Here is a 24,797-nt window from a genome sequence, read left to right as displayed (position 1 = left end):
TTTATGGCATGAATGCGTAAAGGGATTGTCTAATCCGCTGAGCAGGTTGTGCTGCCCTGCAGTTCGCGGTATGATGGAAAATAGATATTGGAAAATCGGACAAGCAGGAGGCAAAGCGATGATCCATCGGATGCTTCGCTATCCCGCAGGATGGGAATGGCATGTGCTGCAGCAAGCGAAGGGTCAGGCTGTAAGGAAAGAACCCTTGCCCAGCAGGAAAAATACGCAAAGACAGACCACGTCTTCACGCGAGGAACAAAAAGCCGTCAAAGCCATTTCAAAAATAGAGCAGGATAGCATTGAGCAGCAAACGGATGAGTTGAAGCAGCTTTATCCAGGATGCGCTTCCTGGATCGATGAATGCGCGGGGAGACGGACCAATAATATATCGGTTGGCGATTTATCAAACGCTGAGATGCTGTTATACGGGACGCTCATGTTCCAAGTAACGGAAGATCAAACCGACATTCAGCCCTTTCATTTTTGGCTAAGCAAGAACCGTCTGATTACCATGCACGATGATATGCGCCTGCCCTTGCGGCTTCAATCGATTGAGCATGTGACTAAGTTTGAGAGCTGCGAGACCGCGCCGGAAGCTCTATTTATTATGCTCAGCATCATTCTAGAAACGTTCCATGAGGGGCTCGACGGCTTCGAGACAAGGCTCGGCGAGCTCGAAACGACGATGCGCAATGAGAATCGGACTGGTCTAATCGATGTTATTTTTGAGAGACGCTATGATTTGCTGCATTGGAGCCATTTGTTCATTCCGGTCCGAGAGGTGCATAGCGCCGCTAAGGAAGCTTTCATGGATGAGCTAACCGAAACGGACACCTTCAAGCGGATTACGCATAAGCTCGAGAGAATCGAGGCGCTGCTGAAGCATTACGCCTTGGAGATCGATACACTCATTTCGATGGATGACGCGATCTCAAACTTCCGCGGCAACGATATCATGAAAACGCTGACGATATTTACGGTGCTATTCCTTCCAGCTACAATCATAGGCGGCATTTGGGGAGTCAACTTTGAGGTTCTTCCATTCAAAGAGAACAAATGGAGCTTTACTGCGATGATATCCTGCATTGCATTAATTACGTTCTTCATGTACATTTGGCTCTGGAAGAAAGGCTGGACCGGCGACTTGCTCAATGGACGCAATCCGAAGGAAATCGTTGCGGAAGGATCCTCCTCTCGACCAAAAAGATCTCAGCGCACAAAAGCCAGTCGTTCGGAGCAAGCATCAGCTGCTGCGGACGAGCAGCCTCAGACACGGATGCACACTCCAAGAAGACGCAGATAAAAAAACCGATCATCAAGGCTTATTGCGCCTAAATGATCGGTTTTTTCGTTAAAACAGCTATTTATAGCTTCACTGGCAGTCCCGTGCGTGCAGATTCATTCGCAGCAATTGTCACTCGGTGGGTAAGCACAGCATCCGCATAGGATGAGCGAATACGAGACGTATCTCCTGTCTTAACGGCATGAAGGAAAGCTTCGTTCTCACGCTCATAAGGATCCGAATCATTGGCATATTCCGTCCTGCGTCCCGCTTCTGTATCGATTAGCCCTCCATGCGCTAGCTCAAGCACGCCTTTATTTGTGTATATATGCAGTCCAGCACGATCTCCTGCCGGAATGGCGCATGTATTGCTGATCGTCGCCACAGCGCCACCTGCTAGCTTTAATGTGACGGTTCCGACATCGGGAACGGATACGCCTTCCTCCACGCTGCTCATGTAACGGTCGCCATAAGCGGCATAAACCTCGCTCACTTCACCTACTGTATATCTTAGCAAGTCGACGATATGCGTCGTTTGCTCAACGAATTGTCCGCCTGAGCCTTCCATTTTGCGCCACCAGCTAACGCCTGGCATCGATCCCATCCAGTAGCCAAGCGCCATAAGTGCCGTCCGATCGCGAAGCAGCTCCCTTGCACGGTCGGTGCCGTCCATATAGCGGAAGTGATATCCGACTGATGTGATAATCTTCTTCTCTTCAATCCCCTGCAAAATTGCCGTAGGCAGCTGCTCGTCCACGCCTATAGGCTTCTCCACTAGGAAAGGAATGCCTCGCTCAATAAGCGCATGCTCGATTTCACCGTGCGCGAAAGGCGGAACGCATATGTACACCGCATCGAGCTTCCGATCATCCAGCATATGATGGATAGATTCGTAACCGCGTGCACCATCGAAGCGCTGTGCTGCCAAATCCGCTTTTTGCTGACTCGTCGCAACGAAACCCGCTACCTTAATGCCAGCCAGCTTAGCCAGCTTCTCCGCATGCATCATGCCAAACCAGCCTGTCCCAACAATACCTATTTGAAGTGTCATGTATGAATCCCCTTTCATAATGGGTTTACCCCACGATTATACTTGGAGCTGCGGCGTAAAGTCCATTATTTATCCGCTGGTACCCATCCGCCCATTCATTCATACAATACATTATCAGTATGGCCGGAGTGGTATGAGCGGAGGGATGATATGAGAACAAAAACGAGAAGCACGGTTGCAACGCAAGAACTCGATCTTCGAACTGCCTTGTTTTTGGCTGCGGTTTGCGGACAAACGTACCTGCAATACAATAACAAGGACGGACTGTTTCTTGTACCCAGAACATACAGCTTAGTAAGCGAATTTACAGCAAGAGCATATGACAACAGCGATGAGCGGTTTGGCTTTGTGCTGACCTCAGAGCGCGCATCTGTGCTTGCTTTTCGCGGAAGCGGCTCGGCTGTCGATTGGGTATCGGATTTCATTGCTCAGCAGACAACTTACCGACCGGTCAAAAATACGGGGCTCACTCATAAAGGCTTCACTGACATATACATGTCCGCCCGCTCTCAAATACTTGATATTATGAAGCAGCTTCCGCCGGATAGGCCGTTATTCATAACCGGTCACAGCCTAGGCGGTGCGCTTGCAACACTCGCATCCCTCGATCTGGCCAACAACTCCCCCTTTACTGCTCCCATTGTGTACACGTTCGGCGCTCCGAGAATCGGGGATCCGAAGTTTGTAAATAACTACAATTCAACCGTAGCAACACATTGGCGATTTCAAAATGAATTCGATATTGTCCCGCATCTGCCTACGCTCGTCTATCAGTCGCCAAATACGAAACAGACCTATTACTACATGCACGTAAAGGGTGAGGTTAAGCGCTCCTTCCGGATGGGCTCGGTTGCCGGCAACCACATCTTATCCAGCTATTTTGCTGATCTTGTTAATGAGGACCCTGACTTTGCGCTGTCCGTTTGCTCTGAGCCGCCCGGCTGGTGCCCGGCGATCGAGCTTTAGCATATGGCTTGCCCAAATAAAAAAATAGTGAAGGCAATCCCATTCACCAAGAAGCCAGCTTCACGGCGAGTAAGATCTCCTTCACTATTTTTGAATGATTGCTTGAGCAGCTTCTTTACGCCGGCAGCACATAAAGCAAAATCGCGAAAAAATGGACAATCGATCCGCCGAGCACGAACAAATGCCATACCGCATGATGATATGGGAAGCTGCGCCACATATAGAATACCGTTCCAAACGTATACAGCAATCCGCCCGTTACGAGCAATTGTACGCCCCCAGGTGCGAGGTGCGCAGTTAACGGCTTCCATACAAAAACGATTATCCAGCCCATCGCGATATAGACTAGAGTTGATGTAAACAGGAAGCGCGAGGCGAAGAACGCTTTAAACGCAACGCCGACAACAGCAGCGCCCCAGACGATGCCAAACAGCACCCAGCCAAGCTTCCCCTGCACTATATGGAAGAGGATCGGAGTATACGTCCCGGCAATAAATACATAAATAAAGGAATGATCGAGCGATTCGAACACTCGCTTTGCTTTCCCCTCCGGAAAGCTATGTACGAGTGTGGAAGCCGCATAAAGCAGCAGCATCGCTGATCCATATATTGTGAAGCTTACAACATGAAAGGGCGTTCCCTTCGTCGCAGCGAATACTATAAGCACAACTAACGCTGCGATGCTCAGCCCTGCCCCGATGCCATGCGTGATCGCATTCGCTATTTCTTCCTTCTTCGAGTACGTATGGGTATTCGCCATAGGCCACTCACCTCCTAAGTCGCAAGCAATCGCTCGAGTGACGTTCAAGCGTTGCTTCCTCTCCCCTTAGTGTAAAGGATCAGACCCACCCTTTCAACCAGCCGCGCATGCGATCAATCGTTTTGTCGAGATTGCATACAGCCTCTTGGTCGGTATAGTCCTCCGTATGGCGAAAATAATCGGCATGTCCCCCTACCGTTGGAATGCCTTCCACATAGCCTGGCGCATACTTCATGCGATTCCATTTTGGCATCGTAAATCCATTTCTGCTCCAGCCGCCCCATGTGCCGATCCGGCTAATCGGATCATTAAGCTTGCCTAAGCGGTCGATCGAATGAAAATAGCTGACGCGGTCCTGCAATTTCGGCTCAATCGGAGTTCTTGGCGACCCCACCTGCACGATGCGAAAATCCTCGATTTTATCTTGCTCAAAGAGCATCTTCGCCGCTTGGTAGGCTGCCGCTCCGCCTCCGCTGTGTCCGATCAACAGCAAGCGTTCGCTCGTTAATGTCTCCTTGATTTTGCTCAGCGCATGCTGCCCGCCAATACGTCCAGCCGTAAGGCGGTTGGACAAGTCGCTCTTTACCTCAAGCACTTGTCTAACCACGCTTCTGCTGGCATCTCCATAAGGAAAAATAACATGAATAGCCGGTTCAATTCCGTCAGATTGGAACATTTTTTCGAGTTTTATTTTGCATTCGGTAAATATACTGTTGGATGTTGCGACACCGGCAAGCAAATAAATGCTCATTCGTGATGGTTTTGTTGCCGTCATAACGAATCCCTCCGTAATTATTTCTTAATAAAGGTGAAGCGTTTTTGCATGTATGTGTAATCATCGTTGTATATTCATTATGTGGGATTGCTCCTTGATTCATTCTTGTATATAAATGTTATTCCCGTATAGATTTACCTCGTATCCAATGCCTGCAGCTGTCCGCTTAAGCGGCAATGCTTGGACATTTCGGTAAACAAGGCGCTAATCTCTCGTTTTTGTCCCCGTCCATATTTTACGTTGAATGGCCTTGACAGGTGCCATCGCAACCTTCGTGCCGTCCTTGCGCAGGATTCGGGCGGTTTGTGTCCCTCGGCTGTCTTGTGTCAGCTTGACTTGCAGCTTCACAGCGAAATAAAAGACCGCTTTTACCCTCGGATTGTCATTCCTCAAATGGCGATAGAAGCGTGAAATCCGATTGATCGCGAAGCTGTTATCCTTTTGTCCGTCAGATGTGTTGTAATGGGTTACCCCGAATTCAGACAGTTGAATCGGCTTCGTTCGACTAAAACGGTTGTATACATAATCAAGCAAATCGAGCGGGTCCTCGTGGCTTGCCCCATGCATTTTATCGCCATTATGATATTTCACATTGTACACATTGACACCCACCCAATAAAGCACCCTCTGCGCTTGGAATGGCTTGCAGGAAGGCTGCCATACCGATGACAAGCATGAATAGCCGCTTCATCCGAGAACGCCCGGCGCTGCTTCTGCCAGTATCAAGCCCACTCACCCTTCAATTCAATCAACAATCGGTCATCACCTAACGTGCTGCTCGTTAACTTCTTCTATTGCTCTCAGCATCTGCTAACTCGCACATTGTTATTCCGCCTTCGCTAATCACCTTGGCACAAAAGAAAGAGCGCTCAGCTGTTGCCAGCCCGCGCCCTACTTTGTTGCTATATCTGCGGCCATAATTACATTCCCGCAGCTATACACCCATTTTTTTACGTTGATTGTTTACCTTCTTCGTGTTTTGGCTCTTCAGTGCCTGCGTCCCTGTGGATAGGTGCGTTTGGCCGGGGCCTCCGCCAGCTTTCGCTTGCTTCTTCTGAGCGAGCAGTTGCTTCGCTTTCTCCGCTTGAGTCAGCTGCTTCGGCTGCTCTTCGGATTGATTTTGATCAATTGTAGACATAGGTTCACCTCGTTTCATGCGCTACATACTTCTTATTCTACTACACTTATATATCTGGTAAAAGAGGCTTTGCTCAGGGTTGCGCTTTTCATTATGTGCCAAGACGCCTTTTCCAGCTGCAAATCGATTGGAACTGTTGTGACAATAACCGCTCGCTTCGCCCATTTCCTTACGCTGCTCAGCATAACAAGCTGCTCTTCCTCCGGCAGCACAGAGCATAAATTGTAGGGCATATCCACGATCGCAGCATCGTATTGGCCTTCAATAAGCCTCATATCACCAAGCCTGACCCGGTCCGCATAGCCAAAATGGGCCAGATTGAGGCGCGCGCCTCTCACCGCAAGCGGATTGAGGTCTACCCCTTCGATGTCGATGCCCATCGACATCGCTTCAATGAGCACCGTGCCCATACCGCAGCACGGATCGATAAGCCGCAGCTGTTCAGGCGCTGGCCCTGCCGCAGCATTAACGATCGCTCGCGCTGCTCTGGTCGGGAGCGCTGTCGAATAATTTTGCGGCTTGCTCTGATGCTTTAGCCAGACAGCACTATTCTCCTCGCACGGCCCGAAATACCAGCATCCGTCCAGCTTCGTCAAACCAAAGAGTCGTTCAGCGCTGCGCATGTCCGCCTTGCCGCGAATAACTGCTCCGGCTGCCCGCTCCAGCTGGCGCCGCTCCTCATAAGTAAAATTCTCGTCGCCAGGAGTAAACAGCACTTTAAACGTTTTTCTATCAAGCTCTATAGCTGGAAGCTGCAAGGCTAGCTCCTCAAAGCTGCTTGCGGCTAGCAGAACGGATATTCGCCGTTTCACGAACGGACTGCGATCTATAGGCAGCTCATACTTGCTGCTAATGATCCCGCCTCCGCCACCAGCCTTTTGCCCAAACAGCGTTTGCAGCTCAAGCTGGCATAAGTTTGCCTCATCCTCGTGGCATGCATACGTATAAATAAACATCATTGGCCTCGCTATCTAAGTTGAGTTATTCGACTGGAGCCGCTGGAGCCGCTTGCTTTGGCTCTGAGACTAATGATGACGGCGATAAACCAAGCCGCTCGGCCTCAGCCGTTATGGAAGATAGCTGCTTCTCCAAAGATTTGATCGTTCGCTGCAAGCGGATCTGGCGAATCAAGCCGAGCAGCCCTACCGTTACCCCTCCGAGCAGCGTTGATACCAGGATCACTAGAATAAGCGGAAGCGTCGTTTTTGCAAAAAAGAAGTTAACCTGTACGGAATCGACATTGATTACCGCAAATATCGCGATAAGAAGCGCAAACACTAACGCGGAAATAAGTACACCTTGTCCCTTCAAGCCGTTCCCTCCCTTTTCCAAAAATCATACCACAAACCGCGTCGATTCGCCTATCTCCCCCTGCTTCAGGCTCTCCCCTATACCTTTCATAAAACAGGCGCCCTGTATAAGAGCACCTGCCTAAACCTGACTATTTTACATTTGCAGTTTTGCGATCCGGAGCCGCTTTGCGCAGCTGCGTCAAGCTTACTTTGACGATTATAAATGCAAGCACCGCCAGCTGCGGCAGCGTCGATTCCCAAGTCGGATAAACACCCAGTGCGCCAATGGTCGGCAAGCCGGCTGCCGTATGCGAAGGCACCCATCCCGATACCTGCAGCGAGTGGATGCTTTCCCCAAGGAAGCGGACGACCAGATAATAAATGAGCGTAGATGCGATTAGAAAAAAGGGTCGAACCGGGAGCTTGCTGCTGAACTTGATAATGGCGTAGCCCAGCGCAATTAGCAGCAAGAACGTAACGCCAAAGCCAAGCGCGAGCTGCAGCGGATCGATTGAGGGAGCCATCCCGACATAAAAGATTGTCGTCTCGGCGCCTTCGCGGAAAATCGCCAATCCCGATACGGCAAACAGTGACCATAAGCTTCCCCTTGCAAGAGCGCTGCCCATCCGCTGATCAATGTATTGATTCCAGTTTTTCATATTTGATTTATTGTGCAGCCAATTGCCGACAGTCAGCATCAGTACGACCGATAGCAATCCGGCAACGCCTTCAATCGACTCGCGCGCGCTTCCAGCAGCAATCTGAGAAATCGCATAGGTCAGCACAAAGGCCATAATGCCGCTCAGTAATAGCCCTATCCCTACGCCAGACCATACCCATTTCCTTTTATCGTTATTGCCCGTACGCTGCAAATAAGCTAATAATGCAGCAAGCACCAAAATAGCCTCAAGTCCTTCGCGAAGCAAAATCATTCCCGCGTCCCAAGCTGTATAACGCGTCTCCTCCATCATCGGCTCAAGCTGCCCGAGCATCTCGGCAATCAGCTCCTCAGCCTTCTCCCCAGCAGGAGGATCGGACAGTAAATACCCGCCTACCTCTGCCATGCGAATTTCGATGCTGCTGTATACAGCAGGAGATCGCAGTTGCACCGCTCCCTCAACCGCTGGCCATTGAACGATAAAGGCTTCCATTTGGCCAGCAGCTTCCGGATAATGCCCCTGCTGGATATCGCGCAACGCTTGATTAAGAATGTCTACCGCATCTGTTATCGTTAAGCCCGCTTCATTCGTTGGAGCTGCAGCTTTACCGTCGCGGTAATCTTTTATTAATTGAATGAGTGCTGCCGTTTCGGTCTGGGCTTGCTCCGCTCGCGGCGGATCAGCTTGAATGGCAATCCGAAGCATGCTCATCTTCGTCTCCATGCCGCCGTAAACGCTGGAATTATCCGCCCTAACCGCGGGCTCGACCTTCGGCCAATTGGCATTCAACTGACGATAATCGGCTTTCGCCTTCTCCCAATCGCCAGCCTGTACGCTCGTCAGCAGCTGCTCCGTTAGAGGCAGCATGATTACCGCGGCCTCTTGACCCGATAGCTGGGGCGTTTCCGGCTGCAGGCTTTTCACATATTTATTAAATGCCTTCGCAAGCGACGATAACGAAGCTTTCGCAGCATCCGGGTCATTCTCTGAACGGGATAGCGCTTTAGCTGCGCCTGCAAGCGCAGAATCTACTGCGGCAGCTTCCTTTGTCGCTGCTGGCTCTAGCTGTTCCCACTTCGCGGCTGCATCTTCAACATGCGCTGCCGCTTCCTTCCAGTCCCCTCGACCAGCCTCGACGAGCGCGCTGCCAACAAGCGGAAGCAAGCGATTCAGCTCTGCTGCTTGATCTCCTTCCGCTTGCACATATAGTCCACTGCTGCATGCCATTATCAAAAGAAAAACAACGGAGAAGAAACGAATAATAGGCCGTTTCATACCGTTGCCAAGTTGTGCGAACATCATCGTCCGCCCCTTTCGTCATAGAGAGCTTCTATTTTTATATTTATAGGAATGATTGCATATTAAAACAACGTTTCTCCGATATATCCGCCTTCGCGCACACCCGGGAAGCATGCGAACGTCGCGCTGCCGGTATGAACGATATACTCGTTTAGCAGATCGCTTTGGCCCAGCTTCGTCTGCATTGGGATAAATTGCTTCCGTGAATCGCGATTGAAGCAAATAAATAGCAGCCCCGCGTCCAGCTGACCTGTTTTATTATCCATACCGCTAGAGTATGAGAAGGAGCGGCGCAAAATTTTGACCGAGCCGTCGCCATGCGCGAGACGGATATGCGCATTCATTGGAATAACAGGCTCGCCCTTCTGATCCTTTTTCTCCAAATCGAGCTTATCGGTCTCATTTGCAGATCCGAGTGGAGCACCGCTGCTCCGGTGGCGGCCGAACGTATTTTCCTGATCGCCAAGCGAGGAACGATCCCATACCTCGATGCGTACGCGGATGCGCCTTACAACCATATAGCTGCCTTGATCCATCCAAGGCGTACCGTCGGAAGCGGCTGCCCATACAACCTTCTTCATTTCCGCATCGTCGTTGACGTCAGGGTTGTTCGTCCCATCCTTAAAGCCCATCAGGTTGCGAGGCGTTGCACCAGCTGGGTCTGCGCCGCTCGTCCGCTGGAAGCCTTCCTGCGTCCAGCGCAGCACAGCCTTTCCTCTCGCGATGCGGGCTAGATTGCGTATCGCATGAAACGCAATTTGCAAATCGTTCGCATTCACCTGCACGCCGATATCGCCGCCTGACCATTCCTCGCGAAGTTCATCGCCGCCGAAAGGAGGCAAATCCGCAAGCGCAGCGGGCCGTTTGCCTGCTAGGCCATATCTGCCGTCGAAGAACGAAGCGCCAACGCCAAAAGTAATGGTTGTTCGTGATGGCGAAAGCCCTGCGGCTTCACCCGTATCCGAGGGCGGCAAATTCAAATTATCGTTGTTGCTGCCCAGCATCTCGCCGCTAGCCATCGTAGCCGCAGCCGTTGTCCACGCTTGGAACAGCTTGCGAACCTCATCAAGTGAACCAGCCGTTAAATCAAAAGAAGCAAATACGATAAAATCCTGAGGCGGAGTCGTTATGCCCGCCTGATGCGTTCCATAAAAGCTCACCATTTGATCGCTGTCTACTTTAGCTGTTTGGGAAGCGGGCTTTGCCGAGCTGCGCTCCTGCGCTGAGAATAGTCCTCCCATTCCCGTCGCCCCAAGCAGGAGCCCAGCTCCGCCTACTCCTGCCATTCGCAGCAAATCTCTGCGGCTAATTTTTTTATCGATGATCCCAAGCTTGCCTTCGCCTTGCGTTTGTGTCTGTCCTGACTGCTCCGAATCGCTAGGTTTTGTCATGTTGTTATGCCTCCAGAATCGTTCCCATTTGCGAAAGCGGCTCTGCGAGCGCATCAATAAGCTGGCTTAGCTTCTTCGTATCTTCCTCTTTCAAATCCAAATACGAAACATAGCCTTCACCGGATTTGTAAGCCGCCAGCGCTTGCTCAAGGTCTGCAAAGCCTTTGCTGATTTGTTCGCTTAGCGCTGCATCCTTCTTACTCAGATCAGCTTTGACAAGCTGATAGATTTTGTCCGCGCCTTCCACGTTTGCAGCAAAATCATAAAGATCCGTATGCGAGTAACGTTCTTCCTCGCCCGTTACCTTCGAGGATGATACCTCATTAAGCAGCTCAACAGCTCCTGTAACAAGCAGGCTTGGCTCTACCTCAACCGTCTCCATCAAAGCGCGAAGCAGCTTCGTGTCCTCCAGCAGGCGATCTGCATAGTCTCCCATGCCCTCCGTCGTGTTCTTCTCCCACAGCGCTTGCTCAATGCGGTGGAACCCGCGCCATTCCTTCTCTTCCACATCGTTCTCTCGTGCATCGATGTTCGGGTCTAGGTCGCCAAGCGCTTCGGCAATCGGCTCGATCCGCTCGTAGTACATGCGAGTCGGTGCGTAGAGCTGCTTAGCCGTCTCGATATCGCCGCCTTTGACAGCTGTTACAAATTTCTCCGTTTCCAGAATGAATGTATCCGCCTGCTCAATCGCGAACTGGCGGTAGCTGTCCAGAATCGGAGCCCAATCCTCCTCCGAGACTACCGCTTCAACAGCAGCATTGCTTTCTGATTCTGGTTGTGTCGGTTCGTTCTTGTTCGATGCATTTGAGCCACACCCTGTAAATACGATCAAACACGCAAGTAATAAAATGGATAATTTAAGCTTCATTATAATTGCTCCCCTGTTTCAATTCATTCGATCTGATTTTGTTCTAAAATGAAGTATATTCGCTAATGATAATCATTGTCAATCGAATGTTTTGGAACAAAGGAAGGGACTTTCGCAGATGCCGGACGCATTTGCGAAAGTCCCTTTTCACCTTATTTTCATCCTGCTTGCTGCTTCAATAAATCGAGAGAAGAAATTTGCATTTCGCCCAATCTCCATATCGCCACCTTGTTGATGTCGGCTTGCTGAGCGATCTCTATCCATTGCAACAAGGTTTTTTCATCCGCATACCATACCGTATGCTTCACCTGATCCTCGTCCGTATAATCAAAGTACACGCTCCCGCTCGCCTGATCCCGACGAACCGTACTGCCCTTCTGCTTCGCCAAATTAGACGCTTGAACCTCCGTCAGAGCCGTTGCCTTGCCAGCCTCCTGCCAATCAAAGCCTCCAACAGAAAAAGCGATATACGGCTTGCCTGGCAAATACGCCATTCTGCTTGTTAATTGCTTGATAAATGCATGATCCGCCTTCGGTCCAGGTCCGCTGTGAAACCCATATAAATTATAAGCCATCATGACATAATCAGGCCCCTCCGGCATCTTAAGCTGCTCGATCTTGGCCCGAGTCTCCAGCACGACGCGAAGCGACTTTCCTTTATCCTTCAGGCGTGAATATAGATCGGAGATAAACAGCAATACCTTATCCCAATCTTCTTCCGCAACCCTTTCATAGTCAAGCTCCACGCCGCCGAAGCCGTACTGCTCGGCAGCGGCTATTAATTCATCCGCATGCCTCCTTCGGCTCTCCTCCGAGCTCATCAAGCGCGTAATTAATTCAGGGTCCTTCTGGCGCGATTCGCCGCTCGGCAGGATTTGATCATTCACGACCGTCAAATAAACGTGATCAAGCCCGCTCTGCTCAAAGAGCTTCAACACTTCAGGCATTGCCTCATCATAATCGTCGGTAAAGTAAAGGCTGTCCGTCTGATCGAAATAAGCAGCAAACATCTGCAGGCTCGTTAAGCCTTCCTTCAATACCTCCAAATTTTCAAGCCCATTTTGCCATTGCCAATCCGCCAGCCAAGCGGATAGCTCAAGAGGCAGCCCCGCTTTTTCCGCTGGAGAGGGCATCCTGTCATAACATACAGCAGCGCCAATAAACAATATAAGCAAGCTTGCGGTTATAAACAATTTCCGAGTCTTAACCAATCCAGACACTTCCTTTGCATTGTTCATCATTAACCTAGAAGGTGTCGATCGCCCAATCAAAGGAAGCATTGACCGCATTCCTGATCCTGCTGATTAATCCTTCAATGCCTGTATATCCATTCTTGTACAAAAGCTTCTGCTCGCTGCCATCTTCCGAAACGGACATCACCCTTATGTCATCAAATGCCGCATCGTATATATCGTCTTTTTCGTTTATCGGGCTCGCTTCAGACGATAGCGCTATCTCGCCGCTTTTGATTGCGGCGTTTATTTGCTGCTCGCCAAGCAGCAGCTCATCATCCACTTTCAGCATCAATTGATTGTCATGCAAGGCGATCTCTAGCTTCTTGGCACGCTCTGCTGCTACGCTCAATAGGCTATGCTCAAGCAGACGCTCAATCTTGCCCGCCTTGTCCTTCTGTTCGAGAATAACCTTGTTATCCTCGATCGACACGCGTACATAAGAACCCAGCTTCCGATTATAACGAAGGTATATTGATTGCTTGCCAACCGAATGGCCGCTTAGCTCTGCAGTAACCTTAACGTCGCTGTAAGCCCCGCTGCCCTTCAAATAAAGAAATCCTTTGCCTGCCGGAGGCGACGTCAAAGCGATACGATCATCGGCAAATTCAGCGGCTCCGCTTTCAAGGTTCCAATTCGCCGCACGTTTCTCATCGCCGGCAACAAAGCTAACCTTCTCGCCCGTATCCTTGCGAAGCTTCATAAGCAAATGATTCGTATACCAATACGACGCCGGCTGTACTCTTGTGAGATCATATGGGCTCTCATCACTAGTGTTGAAGGAGAATCCCTCGCGGTTAAAATGCATCCCGAACATCGCCTTAATATTGTCGTCATTCACATTTTCAACAAGCCGGTTCATCCCGCCATAAAGATAGTTTGCATGCATGATCATATAAACGTTAGGCACAAAACCGAGCGTACGCTTATAAATTTCGTCCATCGACTTATAATCCGCATTCACACGAGCTTCCATCGCCTTGCGATTCTCGATAGGCACATGGTTCTCGTCCCGAATGAAATCCATCAGATAGTGGGTGTAATAGCTTGTATTTTCCCTATCCTTAAATTCATTCTCGTCCTTTACGCCAATCAGCTTTCCCGCTTTGTCAAAAATATTAATGTAGGTCAAACGATAGCCGTTGCTGCCCAGCTCCCAATAGCCGGTTTTCATCATTTTGAGCATATCCTTAGGCTGTAGAAACTTTGATTCCTTGCTGCCTGCCTTGTTTGCATAAGACAAAATGGTCGCTTTGAAGTTATACTTTTCAAGCAATGGCTGCGCGAATAAGCTCGAATCGTTCCGCCCGTCCTCAAAAGAGAGAAACAATGCTTTGGGCGGCAATGGCTTTCCATTGCTGTAGTAGTCCATGACATCCTGCTGCGAAATCGTTGTATACCCGTGGTCGGAGAGCGTCTTCAGCTGCTGGTCCAATCGTTTTTTGGCAATCAGCTCCGTAGTTCCCGTTCTTGCCACGCCAAAATAAGACAGCGCAACAAAGCCGTTGTTATTGTTCCACTGCGCAGGGTCCGGCTCCGCATATTGCTTCGTATCAAAAATCGCATGATATAAAATAAAGCCAAGAACGATCAAAATGATCGATTGTATGGAAGTTTTGATGATCTTTCTTTTATTTTTTTTATTGTAATCAAAGGCTCCATATGAATTGCTCTTTTTCATGGCGGCCATCCTTCATTCTAAAAATAGCCCATGCTTGCATTAAAGCGGCATGTCCATATTTTTTTTGTTTTTGTTTTTTCTAGCTTCTTTCTTATTTCTAGCCTCGATATCCTGCGGCGTCTCTCTCGTTCCCCAGGTCGATTTCCAGAACGTGACCCATGCGACAGGCATTTGCCACAGCAGCACAAGCTCGTAAAAGACGCAGAAGACGATCCCGAAAACCCACAGCTTGCTCTTGCGAAACAGCAGATGGGCAAAGCTCATGAGCAGCGCCATCAGCAGCAGCCCCATCAGGAAGGTACTCGGAAATACGTGATGCACAATCGGCACGTAAACTAAATTGTACAAAACGATAACCGGCGCGGCGATTGGAACAATTAGCCCGATATAGAAAAACAACGCCATAAACGGCTCTTTACGCCAAATAAAGCCGCCTGCCCGAAGGGACTCCCGCAGCCATGAACGCTTCCACCGCATTTGCTGCTTCAAGAACACATTCATATCGGACGGCACGATAGTCGAGCAGATCGCTGAATCCTGATAGCCGGTTCGATGCGTCCTCAAAATAAAATTCGTCATGCTGCGGTCATCCCCGAAGGTTGCCGGCTGGCCGAGAAACTTCTGATTAAGCCAAGCATCCTTATGCTTGAGGATCAATTCCTTCCGGTAGCAGGACAGCGGTCCGGACAAGCAGGTGACGCTGTCGAACCATGACTCGGCGGCCTTCATGATGCGGAATGCAATATAGTAGCGCACCGTTTGCAGCTTCGTAACGGAGTTGGTGTATTTATTCTCGACGTCAGTGCGTCCAGCCACGCCGCCCATTCGCGGGTCTTGAAAAGGCTGGACAAGATGCCTGATCGCCGTCGGCTCCAGAAAGCTGTCCGAATCGACGAATACGACCAGATTATGTTTCGCCATCTCCACACCCTTGACGAGCGCAACCCGCTTGCCTCCATTTTCCGCAAGCACATGCATTTTCAGACGTTCCTTCGTTGCATACCGTTCTGCCTCTTTATGGACAAGATCAATGACCTTCTGAATTTGCTCGACCGAACGATCCTTGGAGCGATCATCCACGACGATCACCTCAAGCTTATCAACGGGATAGTCCTGATTCATACAGCTCAAAATCGTTCGATGAATCCATTGCTCTTCATTAAAGCAAGGAATGATGATCGACACGCCAGGCGTATAATGCTGATTAATCGGCACATCCCGGTGCAGTGCCCCGAAGAAGTATCGCGTCAGCAGAAAGGCTGCTGCTGTAATGCTGTATAAGTATAAGAGGATGTTATATTTAAAATAAATGATGCTCTCCACGCGCATAAGCATGATGATGCCAACGGCAACAAACAGCAGACTGCTCGCCATGTAAACGGAATAGCCCCACCGTTTTCTTTGCAGGTATGCTGCTATCGGCCTAGTGAATTGGAAAGCTATTAATTGCTTTGATCCATCACCTTCATCACGCGTGAATGTTCGGACGATAACGGCTTCGAGCCTTACTGACGATTCAAAGCCTTCAGGCATCGTACCGGGCGGAATATCGAAGTTAAGCTGGTATTTGCCTCCCTCCATAATCAATTGATCGGCAAAAGCTGGGTCCAGCTCAATTAAAATACCTGTTGATGAAATATCGATCGCTTGGCCTTTTATCCGGGACTTCTTGCTTCGTCCTTTGCGCTGAAGCCATACGTCAAAGCTAGCCTCAAATCTCATGCTTAATCCGCGCAGCTTTTTCATACTGCCAAAATCAAACTTGCCGTCATCACTCAGTCCCTCGGCGGCACCTCTTCGATCGACCTTTAGCCTAAGATGTTCCGGATCGGGTACATGAGAGAGGGTTCGCCTGTCCGCCCTTGGGACAGACAGCACTTCTTCAGGCTTCTTTTTTTCTCGCTTAAACATAGCTGCTGTCTCCAATCTGGCACTACAAGCTCCAATACTCGTATTTGTTTTTTTCGAAATCGGTTTTATTGAATATTCCTTTTATGTCGACGATAAGCTTCGTTTTGTTATCCTCGTACAGCTTGTCAAAGTCGTTTACGCTCATTCGCTTGAACTGGCTATGCGGAACGGCCACGACGACAACATTTAAGCCACTCAGCTCATCCAGCTCACAGAGCTCGATGCCGTATTCGGCAAACACCTGCTGCTTGTCCACATTCGGATCAGCTACTAGCGTCGTAATGCCATATTCCTCAAGCTCTTGAATGATGTCGGTGACCTTCGTGTTGCGGATATCCGAGCTGTCCTCCTTGTAGGAAAGACCAAGAAAGCCGATTTTGGCCGTATTCATATTTTCCTTCAGCTTCACCAGCTTCTTGATTATCTGCTGAGCTACATATTTACCCATTCCATCATTAATATGGCGTCCTGCTAAAATAATTTTTGAATGATAGCCGGTATCCTCTGCTTTGTACGTCAAATAATAAGGATCGATACCGATACAATGGCCGCCCACCAGACCCGGCGTAAAGCTCAAAAAGTTCCATTTGGTGCTGGCCGCCTGCAGAACGGCTTTTGTACTAATGCCCATATTGTTGAATAGCATAGACAATTCATTCATAAAAGCGATGTTAATGTCCCGTTGCGCATTTTCAATAACCTTGGCCGCTTCGGCAACCTTAATGCTCTCAGCACGATATACGCCGGCCTCAATAATTAGCTCGTACATGCTTGCTACTATATTGAGCGTTTCTGCATCCATGCCGGACACAATCTTCGTTATATTCTCCAGCCGATGAACTTTATCTCCCGGATTGATTCGCTCAGGCGAATAGCCGATTTTAAAATCGGCGCCGCACGTCAATCCCGATTCGGCCTCTAGGATCGGCATGCAAATTTCCTCGGTCACGCCCGGATAGACAGTCGACTCGAATACGACGATCGAGCCCTTCTTCAGCTGCCTGCCAACCGTCCGGCTTGCGCTTTGCACATACTTCAGATCCGGGACATTGCCGCTCTGAACGGGCGTCGGCACAGCTACGATGAAGAAGAATACATCCTCCAGCTCATTCTCATCGGAAGTAAACCGGGCTGTACTGCTCTTTAGTGCCTCATTGCCGACATCCCCCGTTGCATCGATTCCTCTTTTATAGGCTTCAACCTTTTCCTTGCTCACGTCAAAGCCGATCACATCTGCTTTTTTGGCAAAAGCGACTGCGATGGGCAAGCCCACGTAGCCTAAGCCAATGACAGCCACTTTTTTCTGTTTCGCAACGATCTCATCAAATAACGTCATATGCCCAACCCCATCTAGTAACAAAATGTTATTTCAGAGACATTTGCGACATCGGAACAAATTCATATCCTTTGCTTCTCAGCTTCTCGATAGCGATTGGCAGCGCCTCTATCGTATGGATATCGTCTAACATATGAAGCAAAATGACGCTCCCGTTCACCGTTTGGTCGAGAATGCCTTTCACAATATGATCGGCGTCGTTTGCAGAGTCCCAGTCAAAAACCGTTACGTCATACATCGCGATCGATTTATAGCCGGTTGCAGCTACGATCCTCGCGCGCTCATCATCAATCTCGCCGGTAGGCGGCCTGAACAGCATGGCGGGCTGCTTCTGAATCGCCTCGGTTATGAACTGATGAGCCTTCACGACTTCCTCCTGCAGCTGCTCGGGTGTGATCTTCGTAATAACGGGATGACTATACGTATGGTTAGCGACATCATGTCCTGCCTCTGCGATCGCCTTAGCCAAATTCGGGTTTTTCTCAACCCCGTTTGCACGTAAGAAGAAGGTCGCTTTTACGTCATACTCATCTAAAATATCTAAAATTTTCGTCACCGTATAATCGGTGCCCCAGTCATCGAAAGTCAACGATACGACCTTCTTGTTCGTTTCCCAGTTGTAAATTAGCTTGTAAGGGGCCGAGCTGTACTTCAAATTCAGCTTTGCAGCATCATAGCCTGGAATTTGAGCAAGCTGCTTTCTTTCTTGGCCGCTCTCGATCAGCTTTTTCAACGGAACCAGTTTGTAGCCTACATCGTCGGCAGCCTTTGCGATCAAGGGAATGGATTCGAGAACATGCGCATCCAGCTCCGTATCCAAAGCAATGATCCCGCCGCGGGTCACATATTTTTTGATATAATCGGACTTCTCTTGCTCGGTTTCTGATTGCCACTCATGCAAATTAAGGCTGTATGTAACAACAGCCGAAAGCCCGCTCTGCGCTGCCGCTAAGAGAACCCTATCGTTATAATCGCCCGATCTTGTTCTCATAAATTGTGGGGTCACGCCTGCTTGCTGTTTGATGATGTCATTGCTTAGCTGTATCTCTTTATATACCTGCTCGTAGCTTAGATTGGTTAGATCCAATCGGTTAAGTGTATTGTTCTCGATCTCATGCCCTCTGGACAAAATCTCGTTTGCAATATCCGGCTCCTCCGCCACCCGCACGCCAGGCAGGAAAAAAGTCGCTTTAATTCCATATTGATCAAGCTCATCAAGCAGCTTAGCCATGACCTCCTCGTCACCCATGCCGTTAAAGGTAAGCGACAGCTCCTTGTTCGTCGTGTACACGAACGGAATAGCTTTGCTTTTCTCTCCGTTTTGCGGCATCTGAGGCGGATCCGTCTCCTCACTCTGAGTCACGTCCGCAGGCTTGCTTGGTTCTCGAAACAAGGTGCAGCCAGTCAGCGTTATAGCTGATAGAAATAGGATGAACGATAGGATGAGGGCAAAGGTTCTTTTCGATTTGTTTTTGTGGAGGGATGACATCTGCTTACTCCTTTATACCCAAGTTGTAGCCATTAAAAGCAGTTCTTGTAAAACATTATATTCGGCAACACTATACAATTTCTGTACAATTCGACTCCGTAAAACAAAAAACGACTCAATCACAATAAATGTGAATTAGAGTCGTTCCACTTTAAATACATTTTATCATAGGCCAGAAATAAGTCCTGCATGTAAATGGTACCAATTTTGTATACTAAATGTCTTATTCATTCATCCAAACTTGATTTTCTGTATGGACTGTTAGTCCTGACTCTATCGCTTGTCCCATCAACAGCGCCAAATAATGGTCCTGGGCAGCCTCAGCGATGCTGTAGAAGGAGGTTCCCTTCCCTGTGGCGTAATCTCCCATGCGAAGCAAGCACGTAGCTATCGCGATTTCGTCATCGCTTAGCCTTGCGGGAGCGACCGGGTTTTGGTACAGAAAGTCCCCGTCAGCGGTGACACCGCGATGGTAGTAGCCCTCCAAATTGCCGTGATGACCGGTATCCACCCTACGAAGCTCTGTATGAATGGGCGTGGCGTAATCCTTTAAATAGCTGACCTCAGAGTCCACAAGCTCACCTTTGCTGCCTCTTACAAGCACTCGGCTGCGCCGAATCCATGAGAAATATTGATCTCCCGTAAAATCATACACAGCCAGCTTATCGCCAAAGCGGAACGTCGCGATCCGCTGCACGGATTGTACGATGCGCTCTTCAAGGGGATCGCCTTGTCTGCTAGGCCCTTGCATAATCGTTGATTCAAACTGCTGGCCGCAAATAGCGGCATGCTCGAAGCCGACGCCCAGCAGCTGTCTTATCAGGCTGATCCCATGATAGTCATGGGCAGCCGATACCTGTGCATGCTTCACCTCGCCAAGCTTCCCGGAGCGGGCGATCTGAATACGGGCGGCATGCATCGGCTGAAACAAATACTGTTCCGCAACCTGTACCATCGCATCCTTCGGCAATGAGTCGTAAAGCGCAGTTAGCGCAGCCAAATCAGCAGCCGGCGGCGTCTCTGCCAGAACCGGAATCCGGTGCTCGGTTAATTCACGGATCAAATCAGGAGCTGCCGTACGGGGCACAGACACGACAGCGAAACTAATATTCGCTGCCTCTTCCACAAACTGCTCAACATTGCGAACGGTTCGAATGCCCCATTTTGCTTCGAGTGCCCGTCCCTTCTCCTCGTCTCGTACAAGCATGGTATGGATGTGAAATCGCTCAGGCAGCGCTTTCGCAATCCTTATGTAAAACTCCGCGCGCCAGCCCCCGCCGATAATGCCAAAACGGATAATGGACAATTTAGAATCAGCCTCCCCGATTGATGTTTCATTTCCCTGCTTTTAGTTTAAAAAGAATTAGTTAAAAAGAAAAAGATCTCCCCATGAGAGATCTTCTTCAAGCAGTTCGGAAAGTGCCCGTCGCTTTAATTTCCTCTTTGCAGCCTGTATAGGCGTGAAGCTTGCCGTGGTATACTAATTCCAGCAAAGCCGTATTCTCCAAATCAGCCGGCGTTACGAATAAAGATGGCTTATTGACCAAATTAACTCCGCTCTCCTCGAAGACCGAAGCGACAAACTGCGAGCAGAAGTAAGCGTAATCTCGTTTCATCTCAATATTAAGCATGATGCCAAACATGCCAAGCAGATTGTATTTGTATTGGTCCCGGTTTTTCTCCATATATTGAATCTGATTTCTGATGTTAATATAAGCGCAATGACTGATCTTGCACCGGTATAAAGCGCAGGTTGAATGCTCGAAGAACTCGCCGCGCACATCCTCTTTCACAAATCCCGCAAAAAATGGGTTGTTCGGATTCTTTCGCCCAAAGCTGTAAACTTCATTCAAATCGCTGTCAAATGCTATCGATGCATGGTTTAGCATATTTTTCGTATACCATCTAATGGTCTTTGAGAATAATGTACCCGTATTCGTCAGGAGCACATAAATTTCTACATCTCTATTCATGCCGTACTACCTCCACATTAAAGAACTCTCATCTTGGTATTAACTTTAATGCAGGAGAACAATATTCTAAACCTGCTCAGGTAATAGGTATGTCCCCGACCTTAGTCCAGTTTTGTGAAAATCGTGTGACAGAGGGTCTTCTACCAATCCTTCATTCTTCCATAGCTTTTCTTTATTTTACTGGATTTTCTCTTTTTACTCAATAAGGTAGTTCGCCTTTTTTCCCTCTTGCTTAAAAAAATGTTAACATTTTCTTATTTGGAAGATGATATAGTAGGAAAAGAATGACATCATTCATTTACTATATATATGCTACAAATTTCAAATTAGTATAGTCATTTCAATTAACACGGATTTCACGGAGGGCTTCGCAATGGAATGGTATACCCGTTACAAAAATCAGCTGGAGCAGGTTTATACGGAAGCCGAGCGACGGATCGCTGCATTTCCAGAGCCGCTAAACGCTATTGGCCTTGCATATGCTGATAAGTTCAACCCTGTGAAGCAGGATAGCGGCAAAGATTATATATGCAGCCTGCTTCCCTTTTGGATCAAGGAACCGAGTGGCATTCGTGCGAATCAGTGCGAGAAGCTCGCGTTAGCTAATGTATATGGAATGCTCTATTTTTTTATTCAGGATGACGTTATGGACAGCAAGCCCACTTCCCGTTGGAAGGAAAAACTTGCACTCGGCAATTTGCTGCAGCTTGAAATGTTCAGCCTCTTTCGCGAGCTATTCCCTTCGGATTCCGTATTTTGGAGCTATTATCATCGTTATGTGACGACATGGGCAGACAGCGTCGTAAATGAGGATCGCCAGGATTACTTCATGAATGAGCCAATCCGCACGGCTGGCAAAGCCGGTCCCGTCAAAATCGCAAGCACAGGCGCATTGCTTTTATCGGGACGGACGGAGTTAATAGCAAAGCTGGAGCGTGCGATCGACATCGTATTAATGACGCTTCAGATGGCAGATGACTACGCGGACTGGAAGGAAGATTTGGCGGATGGCAGCTATAACGGCCTGTTGGCAATGATTAATGCTGATCGTCCCTCGGACAGCCCATTGACTGAAAAGGATGCAGAAAATGCCATCTATATTCGGGGATGCCTTAAGCCGTATGTGCAGCTCGCAAAAGATAATCATGCGTTGATAGTAGCTTTGGAAGCGGGAGCCGAGGAGCTGGTAGAGTTTCATGGTTTTATACTGAATCGTTTGGACCAATTATGTGAGACGATGGAATTAAACAAAAAGCTCCTGCTCAAGGGTGGTTTTAACCATTTTTTAGCTACTCAATCAATTTGATAGGTACATAAGATTCTATTATTTGTCGAATATTTGAAATTATATATGGAATTTGTCGAAAAGTCATGCTAAACTGAGTATGGTAAACTTATACATATTCGGAAGGATGATTATTGTGTCCGCAAAGCAATCATTGCAAGAACAAATTATTCAAAAGGCCTGGGAAGATGCCGAATTCAAAAAACAGCTTCTAGCCAATCCGAAAGCAGCCGTTAAAGACGCTTTTGGCGTTGATTTACCGGACACAATCGAAGTAGAGGTAGTAGAGGAGTCGGCTAATAAATTTTATTTCGTTCTTCCTGTGAATCCTGCTGAGAAAAATGATGACCAAGTAGATGTACCTATGTGGTTGTAATCATTTAATACTCTTAAAAAAATAGCGTTTATGCCTTTTAAAAAGGCATAAACGCTATTTTTGATCTGCTGCTGGCAGATGAATAATCACTTCTGTTCCTACACCCTTTGTACTCTTAAAAATAATTTTCCCTTGCATTGCTTCTATAATGCGAAAAGTTACCATAAGTCCAAGTCCTGTCCCTTTACTTTTTTTAGAATAATAAGGCTCGCCTAACCTCATTAAGTCCGCTTCATTCATCCCTTCTCCGTTATCCTTTATCCGAATGAGTACCTCTTCCATATAATCATAAGCTTGAATATCTATTACCCCATTATCAGTTAAAGACTCGATACTATTTTTAATAATATTTATCAAAGCTTGTTTTAACTTAGACGAGTTACCACGTACGTATAAATCAGTATTTGTATTCACATTAATTATCCCACCTTGCATCGTTGCCAATGGAACTAAAATGCCTTCGATCTGCTGCAGTTCTTCTTTAATATTTAATATACTCGTATGTTCAAGTTGTGGTTTAGCAAAAGTTAAGAAGTCAGTAATAATTTCAGAAGCACGATCAAGCTCATCAATGGCAATTATCATATAGCTCTTGTCTTTCTCATTATTTGCCTTTGAACCAAGCAGTTGAAGAAATCCACGAGTGACCTGCAAAGGATTACGAACCTCATGTGCTATTGATGCAGCAAGTTGACTGATCATTTCCATTTTTTCAGAACGCTGAAGTTCATTATTGAATACTTCCAGCTGTTTAGAGTATTTAACAACCTGTTCGTAGTTATGTGAGATTTGTTTAGCCAAAATTATAATTAATGATATTAGGAACCCAAGAATACCGAACTTCCAATAAAACATCAAATGTAATTTCCCGCTAGCAAAATACCATAGAACCTCACTAGCACCTATTGCAGCAAACAAGATTAGCCCAGAAGTCATGATAATAGCATCTCTGTTACCTTTTCGAGAAAACACTATAAGAGAGCCAATGAACAAACAATTACCAACAATTATTGATAATCCAAAAGAAAATACGGATACATATGCGTACAACTCGTAAACACTTTCCCACTTCAAACTTATGAGCAGCCAAACTGTGCTAATAATCGTTATAACAACCTGTATTTTTCTAAAGCTTGATATTAATCCATATGGACCCCGACCAAATACTTTTTCGATAAATATGAAGAGAGACGGCATTAATAACATAGAAGCAATGTCAAACATATAGTAACTAATTCGTCCATACTCACTAAAATTAATATGTACGAATGGAGAATATGTAAGGATCATTAGACCAACGGATAAAATAACTGTGCCTAATGAACTCCAACCTTTCATAAAAGTCTTGTTGAGGAATAACATGCAAACGAGTATTGTAATGGAAATAAAAATGAGAGCCGCCCCTAAGATGACATCTACCAAGTCTCTAATCATATAATTTTTGGAAACAATTTGATATTCTCCAACCATTAACTGCTCTTGCAAACCTAATCGACCTGTAAAAGAGTTGACTTTTATGTAAATGGTTGAATTAGATGCGCTTAGATTTAATGGTAGTAAAAATTGATTCTTATCGTAAGCATATTTACGCTTAGAATCATATACAATTTGTTCATCCATATAAATTTTCATATCTTGAGCATATAGCTTATTGACTGCTAGAACAGGTACTGACCAAACCAATTCTGGTAAATTGAATCTGATCCACGCAGCATGTATATCTTTAGGTAGAGTGGGATACTTTTCGCCAAAATTAATTTTTATCCATTCTCCTTGTCTAGAAGAAGCATCCTGAACCGTACTATCAGGATCTTTCTCCCACATCATTTCCCATTCCGTAATAGCGATCGCCGGTGAAGAAGACTGCGCATAGGTTGGAATGACTAGAAACGAGCTAATCATAAATAATAGAACAAGGAAAATTATAAATTTATGTAAAACCTTCATTAGACACCTCATATTATAAGAATCTCAACTTCTTATTTTGCACTATATTTCGACAATGTTCGAATTAGACCTTTCTAATTCCAGTT

22 protein-coding genes are annotated in these 24,797 nt (G+C 47.6%); 4 read left to right on the top strand and 18 right to left on the bottom strand.

The genetic code is table 11. The features are described 5' to 3' along the window. Positions 1–118 precede the first annotated feature (118 nt). The gene (locus HI950_RS26995) at positions 119–1,303 is read left to right on the top strand and encodes a magnesium transporter CorA family protein (protein WP_169087215.1); all 1,185 of its coding nucleotides are present in this window, start codon (positions 119–121) and stop codon (positions 1,301–1,303) included. A 61-nt stretch (positions 1,304–1,364) separates the two neighbouring features. Here HI950_RS26995 and HI950_RS26990 read toward each other — a convergent pair whose 3' ends face one another. Beyond that, the gene (locus tag HI950_RS26990) at positions 1,365–2,333 is read right to left on the bottom strand and encodes a Gfo/Idh/MocA family protein (RefSeq protein ID WP_169087213.1); all 969 of its coding nucleotides are present in this window, start codon (positions 2,331–2,333) and stop codon (positions 1,365–1,367) included. Positions 2,334–2,483: 150 nt separating this feature from the next. On the opposite strand from HI950_RS26990, the gene HI950_RS26985 reads away from it, so the two are divergent. Next, entirely contained in the window at positions 2,484–3,299 is an 816-nt protein-coding gene (locus HI950_RS26985; RefSeq protein ID WP_169087210.1) for a lipase family protein, read from the top strand. A 115-nt stretch (positions 3,300–3,414) separates the two neighbouring features. On the opposite strand, the gene trhA is transcribed toward HI950_RS26985, so the two are convergent. The 16 genes from trhA to HI950_RS26905 all read right to left on the bottom strand — a co-directional run bounded on the left by trhA (position 3,415) and on the right by HI950_RS26905 (position 21,103). Beyond that, entirely contained in the window at positions 3,415–4,059 is a 645-nt protein-coding gene (gene trhA, locus HI950_RS26980) for a PAQR family membrane homeostasis protein TrhA (protein WP_169087208.1), read from the bottom strand. A 79-nt stretch (positions 4,060–4,138) separates the two neighbouring features. Then, positions 4,139–4,834, bottom strand: a complete 696-nt coding sequence (locus tag HI950_RS26975; RefSeq protein ID WP_169087206.1) for a lipase family protein — start codon at positions 4,832–4,834, stop codon at positions 4,139–4,141. 204 nt (positions 4,835–5,038) lie between these two features. Beyond that, entirely contained in the window at positions 5,039–5,506 is a 468-nt protein-coding gene (locus HI950_RS26970; RefSeq protein ID WP_187768174.1) for a hypothetical protein, read from the bottom strand. Between the two features lie 262 nt (positions 5,507–5,768). Then, complete coding sequence (locus tag HI950_RS26965; protein ID WP_169087202.1) at positions 5,769–5,972, bottom strand: hypothetical protein; 204 nt, start codon at positions 5,970–5,972, stop codon at positions 5,769–5,771. 32 nt (positions 5,973–6,004) lie between these two features. Next, positions 6,005–6,931, bottom strand: coding sequence for a TRM11 family SAM-dependent methyltransferase (locus HI950_RS26960; RefSeq protein ID WP_169087200.1), 927 nt, complete (start codon positions 6,929–6,931; stop codon positions 6,005–6,007). 22 nt (positions 6,932–6,953) lie between these two features. Further along, positions 6,954–7,283, bottom strand: coding sequence for a LapA family protein (locus HI950_RS26955; protein WP_169087198.1), 330 nt, complete (start codon positions 7,281–7,283; stop codon positions 6,954–6,956). A gap of 130 nt (positions 7,284–7,413) precedes the next feature. Continuing rightward, positions 7,414–9,225, bottom strand: coding sequence for an FTR1 family iron permease (locus tag HI950_RS26950; protein ID WP_169087196.1), 1,812 nt, complete (start codon positions 9,223–9,225; stop codon positions 7,414–7,416). Positions 9,226–9,284: 59 nt separating this feature from the next. After that, complete coding sequence (gene efeB, locus HI950_RS26945) at positions 9,285–10,613, bottom strand: iron uptake transporter deferrochelatase/peroxidase subunit (protein WP_169087193.1); 1,329 nt, start codon at positions 10,611–10,613, stop codon at positions 9,285–9,287. A gap of 4 nt (positions 10,614–10,617) precedes the next feature. Further along, positions 10,618–11,481, bottom strand: coding sequence for an iron uptake system protein EfeO (gene efeO, locus HI950_RS26940; RefSeq protein WP_169087191.1), 864 nt, complete (start codon positions 11,479–11,481; stop codon positions 10,618–10,620). 158 nt (positions 11,482–11,639) lie between these two features. Next, on the bottom strand, positions 11,640–12,770 hold the full coding sequence (locus HI950_RS26935; protein ID WP_223285524.1) for a glycosyl hydrolase family 18 protein: 1,131 nt from the start codon (positions 12,768–12,770) through the stop codon (positions 11,640–11,642). Next, entirely contained in the window at positions 12,727–14,394 is a 1,668-nt protein-coding gene (locus HI950_RS26930; RefSeq protein ID WP_169087189.1) for a polysaccharide deacetylase family protein, read from the bottom strand. Before HI950_RS26930 ends, HI950_RS26935 begins: the two co-directional genes overlap by 44 nt. Positions 14,395–14,433: 39 nt before the next feature. Then, positions 14,434–16,305, bottom strand: coding sequence for a glycosyltransferase (locus HI950_RS26925; protein ID WP_169087187.1), 1,872 nt, complete (start codon positions 16,303–16,305; stop codon positions 14,434–14,436). A 22-nt stretch (positions 16,306–16,327) separates the two neighbouring features. Then, entirely contained in the window at positions 16,328–17,641 is a 1,314-nt protein-coding gene (locus tag HI950_RS26920) for a nucleotide sugar dehydrogenase (RefSeq protein ID WP_169087185.1), read from the bottom strand. A gap of 28 nt (positions 17,642–17,669) precedes the next feature. Continuing rightward, entirely contained in the window at positions 17,670–19,130 is a 1,461-nt protein-coding gene (locus HI950_RS26915) for a polysaccharide deacetylase family protein (protein ID WP_169087183.1), read from the bottom strand. Between the two features lie 223 nt (positions 19,131–19,353). Beyond that, positions 19,354–20,436 carry a Gfo/Idh/MocA family oxidoreductase gene (locus HI950_RS26910; RefSeq protein WP_169087181.1) on the bottom strand — a complete coding sequence of 361 codons (1,083 nt, stop codon included), beginning with the start codon at positions 20,434–20,436 and terminating at the stop codon, positions 19,354–19,356. 97 nt (positions 20,437–20,533) lie between these two features. Next, the gene (locus tag HI950_RS26905; RefSeq protein ID WP_169087179.1) at positions 20,534–21,103 is read right to left on the bottom strand and encodes a C40 family peptidase; all 570 of its coding nucleotides are present in this window, start codon (positions 21,101–21,103) and stop codon (positions 20,534–20,536) included. Between the two features lie 373 nt (positions 21,104–21,476). On the opposite strand from HI950_RS26905, the gene HI950_RS26900 reads away from it, so the two are divergent. Both HI950_RS26900 and HI950_RS26895 read left to right on the top strand, forming a co-directional pair. After that, positions 21,477–22,409 carry a hypothetical protein gene (locus HI950_RS26900; RefSeq protein ID WP_169087177.1) on the top strand — a complete coding sequence of 311 codons (933 nt, stop codon included), beginning with the start codon at positions 21,477–21,479 and terminating at the stop codon, positions 22,407–22,409. Between the two features lie 106 nt (positions 22,410–22,515). Then, positions 22,516–22,764, top strand: a complete 249-nt coding sequence (locus HI950_RS26895; RefSeq protein ID WP_169087175.1) for an NHLP leader peptide family RiPP precursor — start codon at positions 22,516–22,518, stop codon at positions 22,762–22,764. A 54-nt stretch (positions 22,765–22,818) separates the two neighbouring features. Here the strand turns inward: HI950_RS26895 and HI950_RS26890 are convergent, their stop codons facing one another. Continuing rightward, the gene (locus HI950_RS26890) at positions 22,819–24,711 is read right to left on the bottom strand and encodes a sensor histidine kinase (protein WP_169087173.1); all 1,893 of its coding nucleotides are present in this window, start codon (positions 24,709–24,711) and stop codon (positions 22,819–22,821) included. Positions 24,712–24,797: the final 86 nt, after the last annotated feature.

The sequence above is a fragment of the Paenibacillus sp. PL91 genome (assembly GCF_012935325.2).
Taxonomy (GTDB): Bacteria; Bacillota; Bacilli; order Paenibacillales; family Paenibacillaceae; genus Pristimantibacillus.
The sequence above is the reverse complement of the archived record's forward strand: the minus strand, read 5'-3'. Positions and strand labels throughout refer to the sequence as shown.

Excerpts from the sequence above, each read along its gene's own strand:
- efeB (WP_169087193.1), bottom strand. The coding sequence starts at position 10,613 with ATGACAAAACCTAGCGATTCGGAGCAGTCAGGACAGACACAAACGCAA.
- HI950_RS26900 (WP_169087177.1), top strand. The coding sequence starts at position 21,477 with ATGGAATGGTATACCCGTTACAAAAATCAGCTGGAGCAGGTTTATACG.
- HI950_RS26920 (WP_169087185.1), bottom strand. The coding sequence starts at position 17,641 with ATGACGTTATTTGATGAGATCGTTGCGAAACAGAAAAAAGTGGCTGTC.
- HI950_RS26960 (WP_169087200.1), bottom strand. The coding sequence starts at position 6,931 with ATGATGTTTATTTATACGTATGCATGCCACGAGGATGAGGCAAACTTA.
- trhA (WP_169087208.1), bottom strand. The coding sequence starts at position 4,059 with ATGGCGAATACCCATACGTACTCGAAGAAGGAAGAAATAGCGAATGCG.
- HI950_RS26950 (WP_169087196.1), bottom strand. The coding sequence starts at position 9,225 with ATGATGTTCGCACAACTTGGCAACGGTATGAAACGGCCTATTATTCGT.
- HI950_RS26925 (WP_169087187.1), bottom strand. The coding sequence starts at position 16,305 with ATGTTTAAGCGAGAAAAAAAGAAGCCTGAAGAAGTGCTGTCTGTCCCA.
- HI950_RS26930 (WP_169087189.1), bottom strand. The coding sequence starts at position 14,394 with ATGAAAAAGAGCAATTCATATGGAGCCTTTGATTACAATAAAAAAAAT.
- efeO (WP_169087191.1), bottom strand. The coding sequence starts at position 11,481 with ATGAAGCTTAAATTATCCATTTTATTACTTGCGTGTTTGATCGTATTT.
- HI950_RS26895 (WP_169087175.1), top strand. The coding sequence starts at position 22,516 with ATGATTATTGTGTCCGCAAAGCAATCATTGCAAGAACAAATTATTCAA.
- HI950_RS26985 (WP_169087210.1), top strand. The coding sequence starts at position 2,484 with ATGAGAACAAAAACGAGAAGCACGGTTGCAACGCAAGAACTCGATCTT.
- HI950_RS26935 (WP_223285524.1), bottom strand. The coding sequence starts at position 12,770 with ATGCGGTCAATGCTTCCTTTGATTGGGCGATCGACACCTTCTAGGTTA.
- HI950_RS26915 (WP_169087183.1), bottom strand. The coding sequence starts at position 19,130 with ATGTCATCCCTCCACAAAAACAAATCGAAAAGAACCTTTGCCCTCATC.
- HI950_RS26975 (WP_169087206.1), bottom strand. The coding sequence starts at position 4,834 with ATGACGGCAACAAAACCATCACGAATGAGCATTTATTTGCTTGCCGGT.
- HI950_RS26990 (WP_169087213.1), bottom strand. The coding sequence starts at position 2,333 with ATGACACTTCAAATAGGTATTGTTGGGACAGGCTGGTTTGGCATGATG.
- HI950_RS26890 (WP_169087173.1), bottom strand. The coding sequence starts at position 24,711 with ATGAAGGTTTTACATAAATTTATAATTTTCCTTGTTCTATTATTTATG.
- HI950_RS26905 (WP_169087179.1), bottom strand. The coding sequence starts at position 21,103 with ATGAATAGAGATGTAGAAATTTATGTGCTCCTGACGAATACGGGTACA.
- HI950_RS26995 (WP_169087215.1), top strand. The coding sequence starts at position 119 with ATGATCCATCGGATGCTTCGCTATCCCGCAGGATGGGAATGGCATGTG.
- HI950_RS26965 (WP_169087202.1), bottom strand. The coding sequence starts at position 5,972 with ATGTCTACAATTGATCAAAATCAATCCGAAGAGCAGCCGAAGCAGCTG.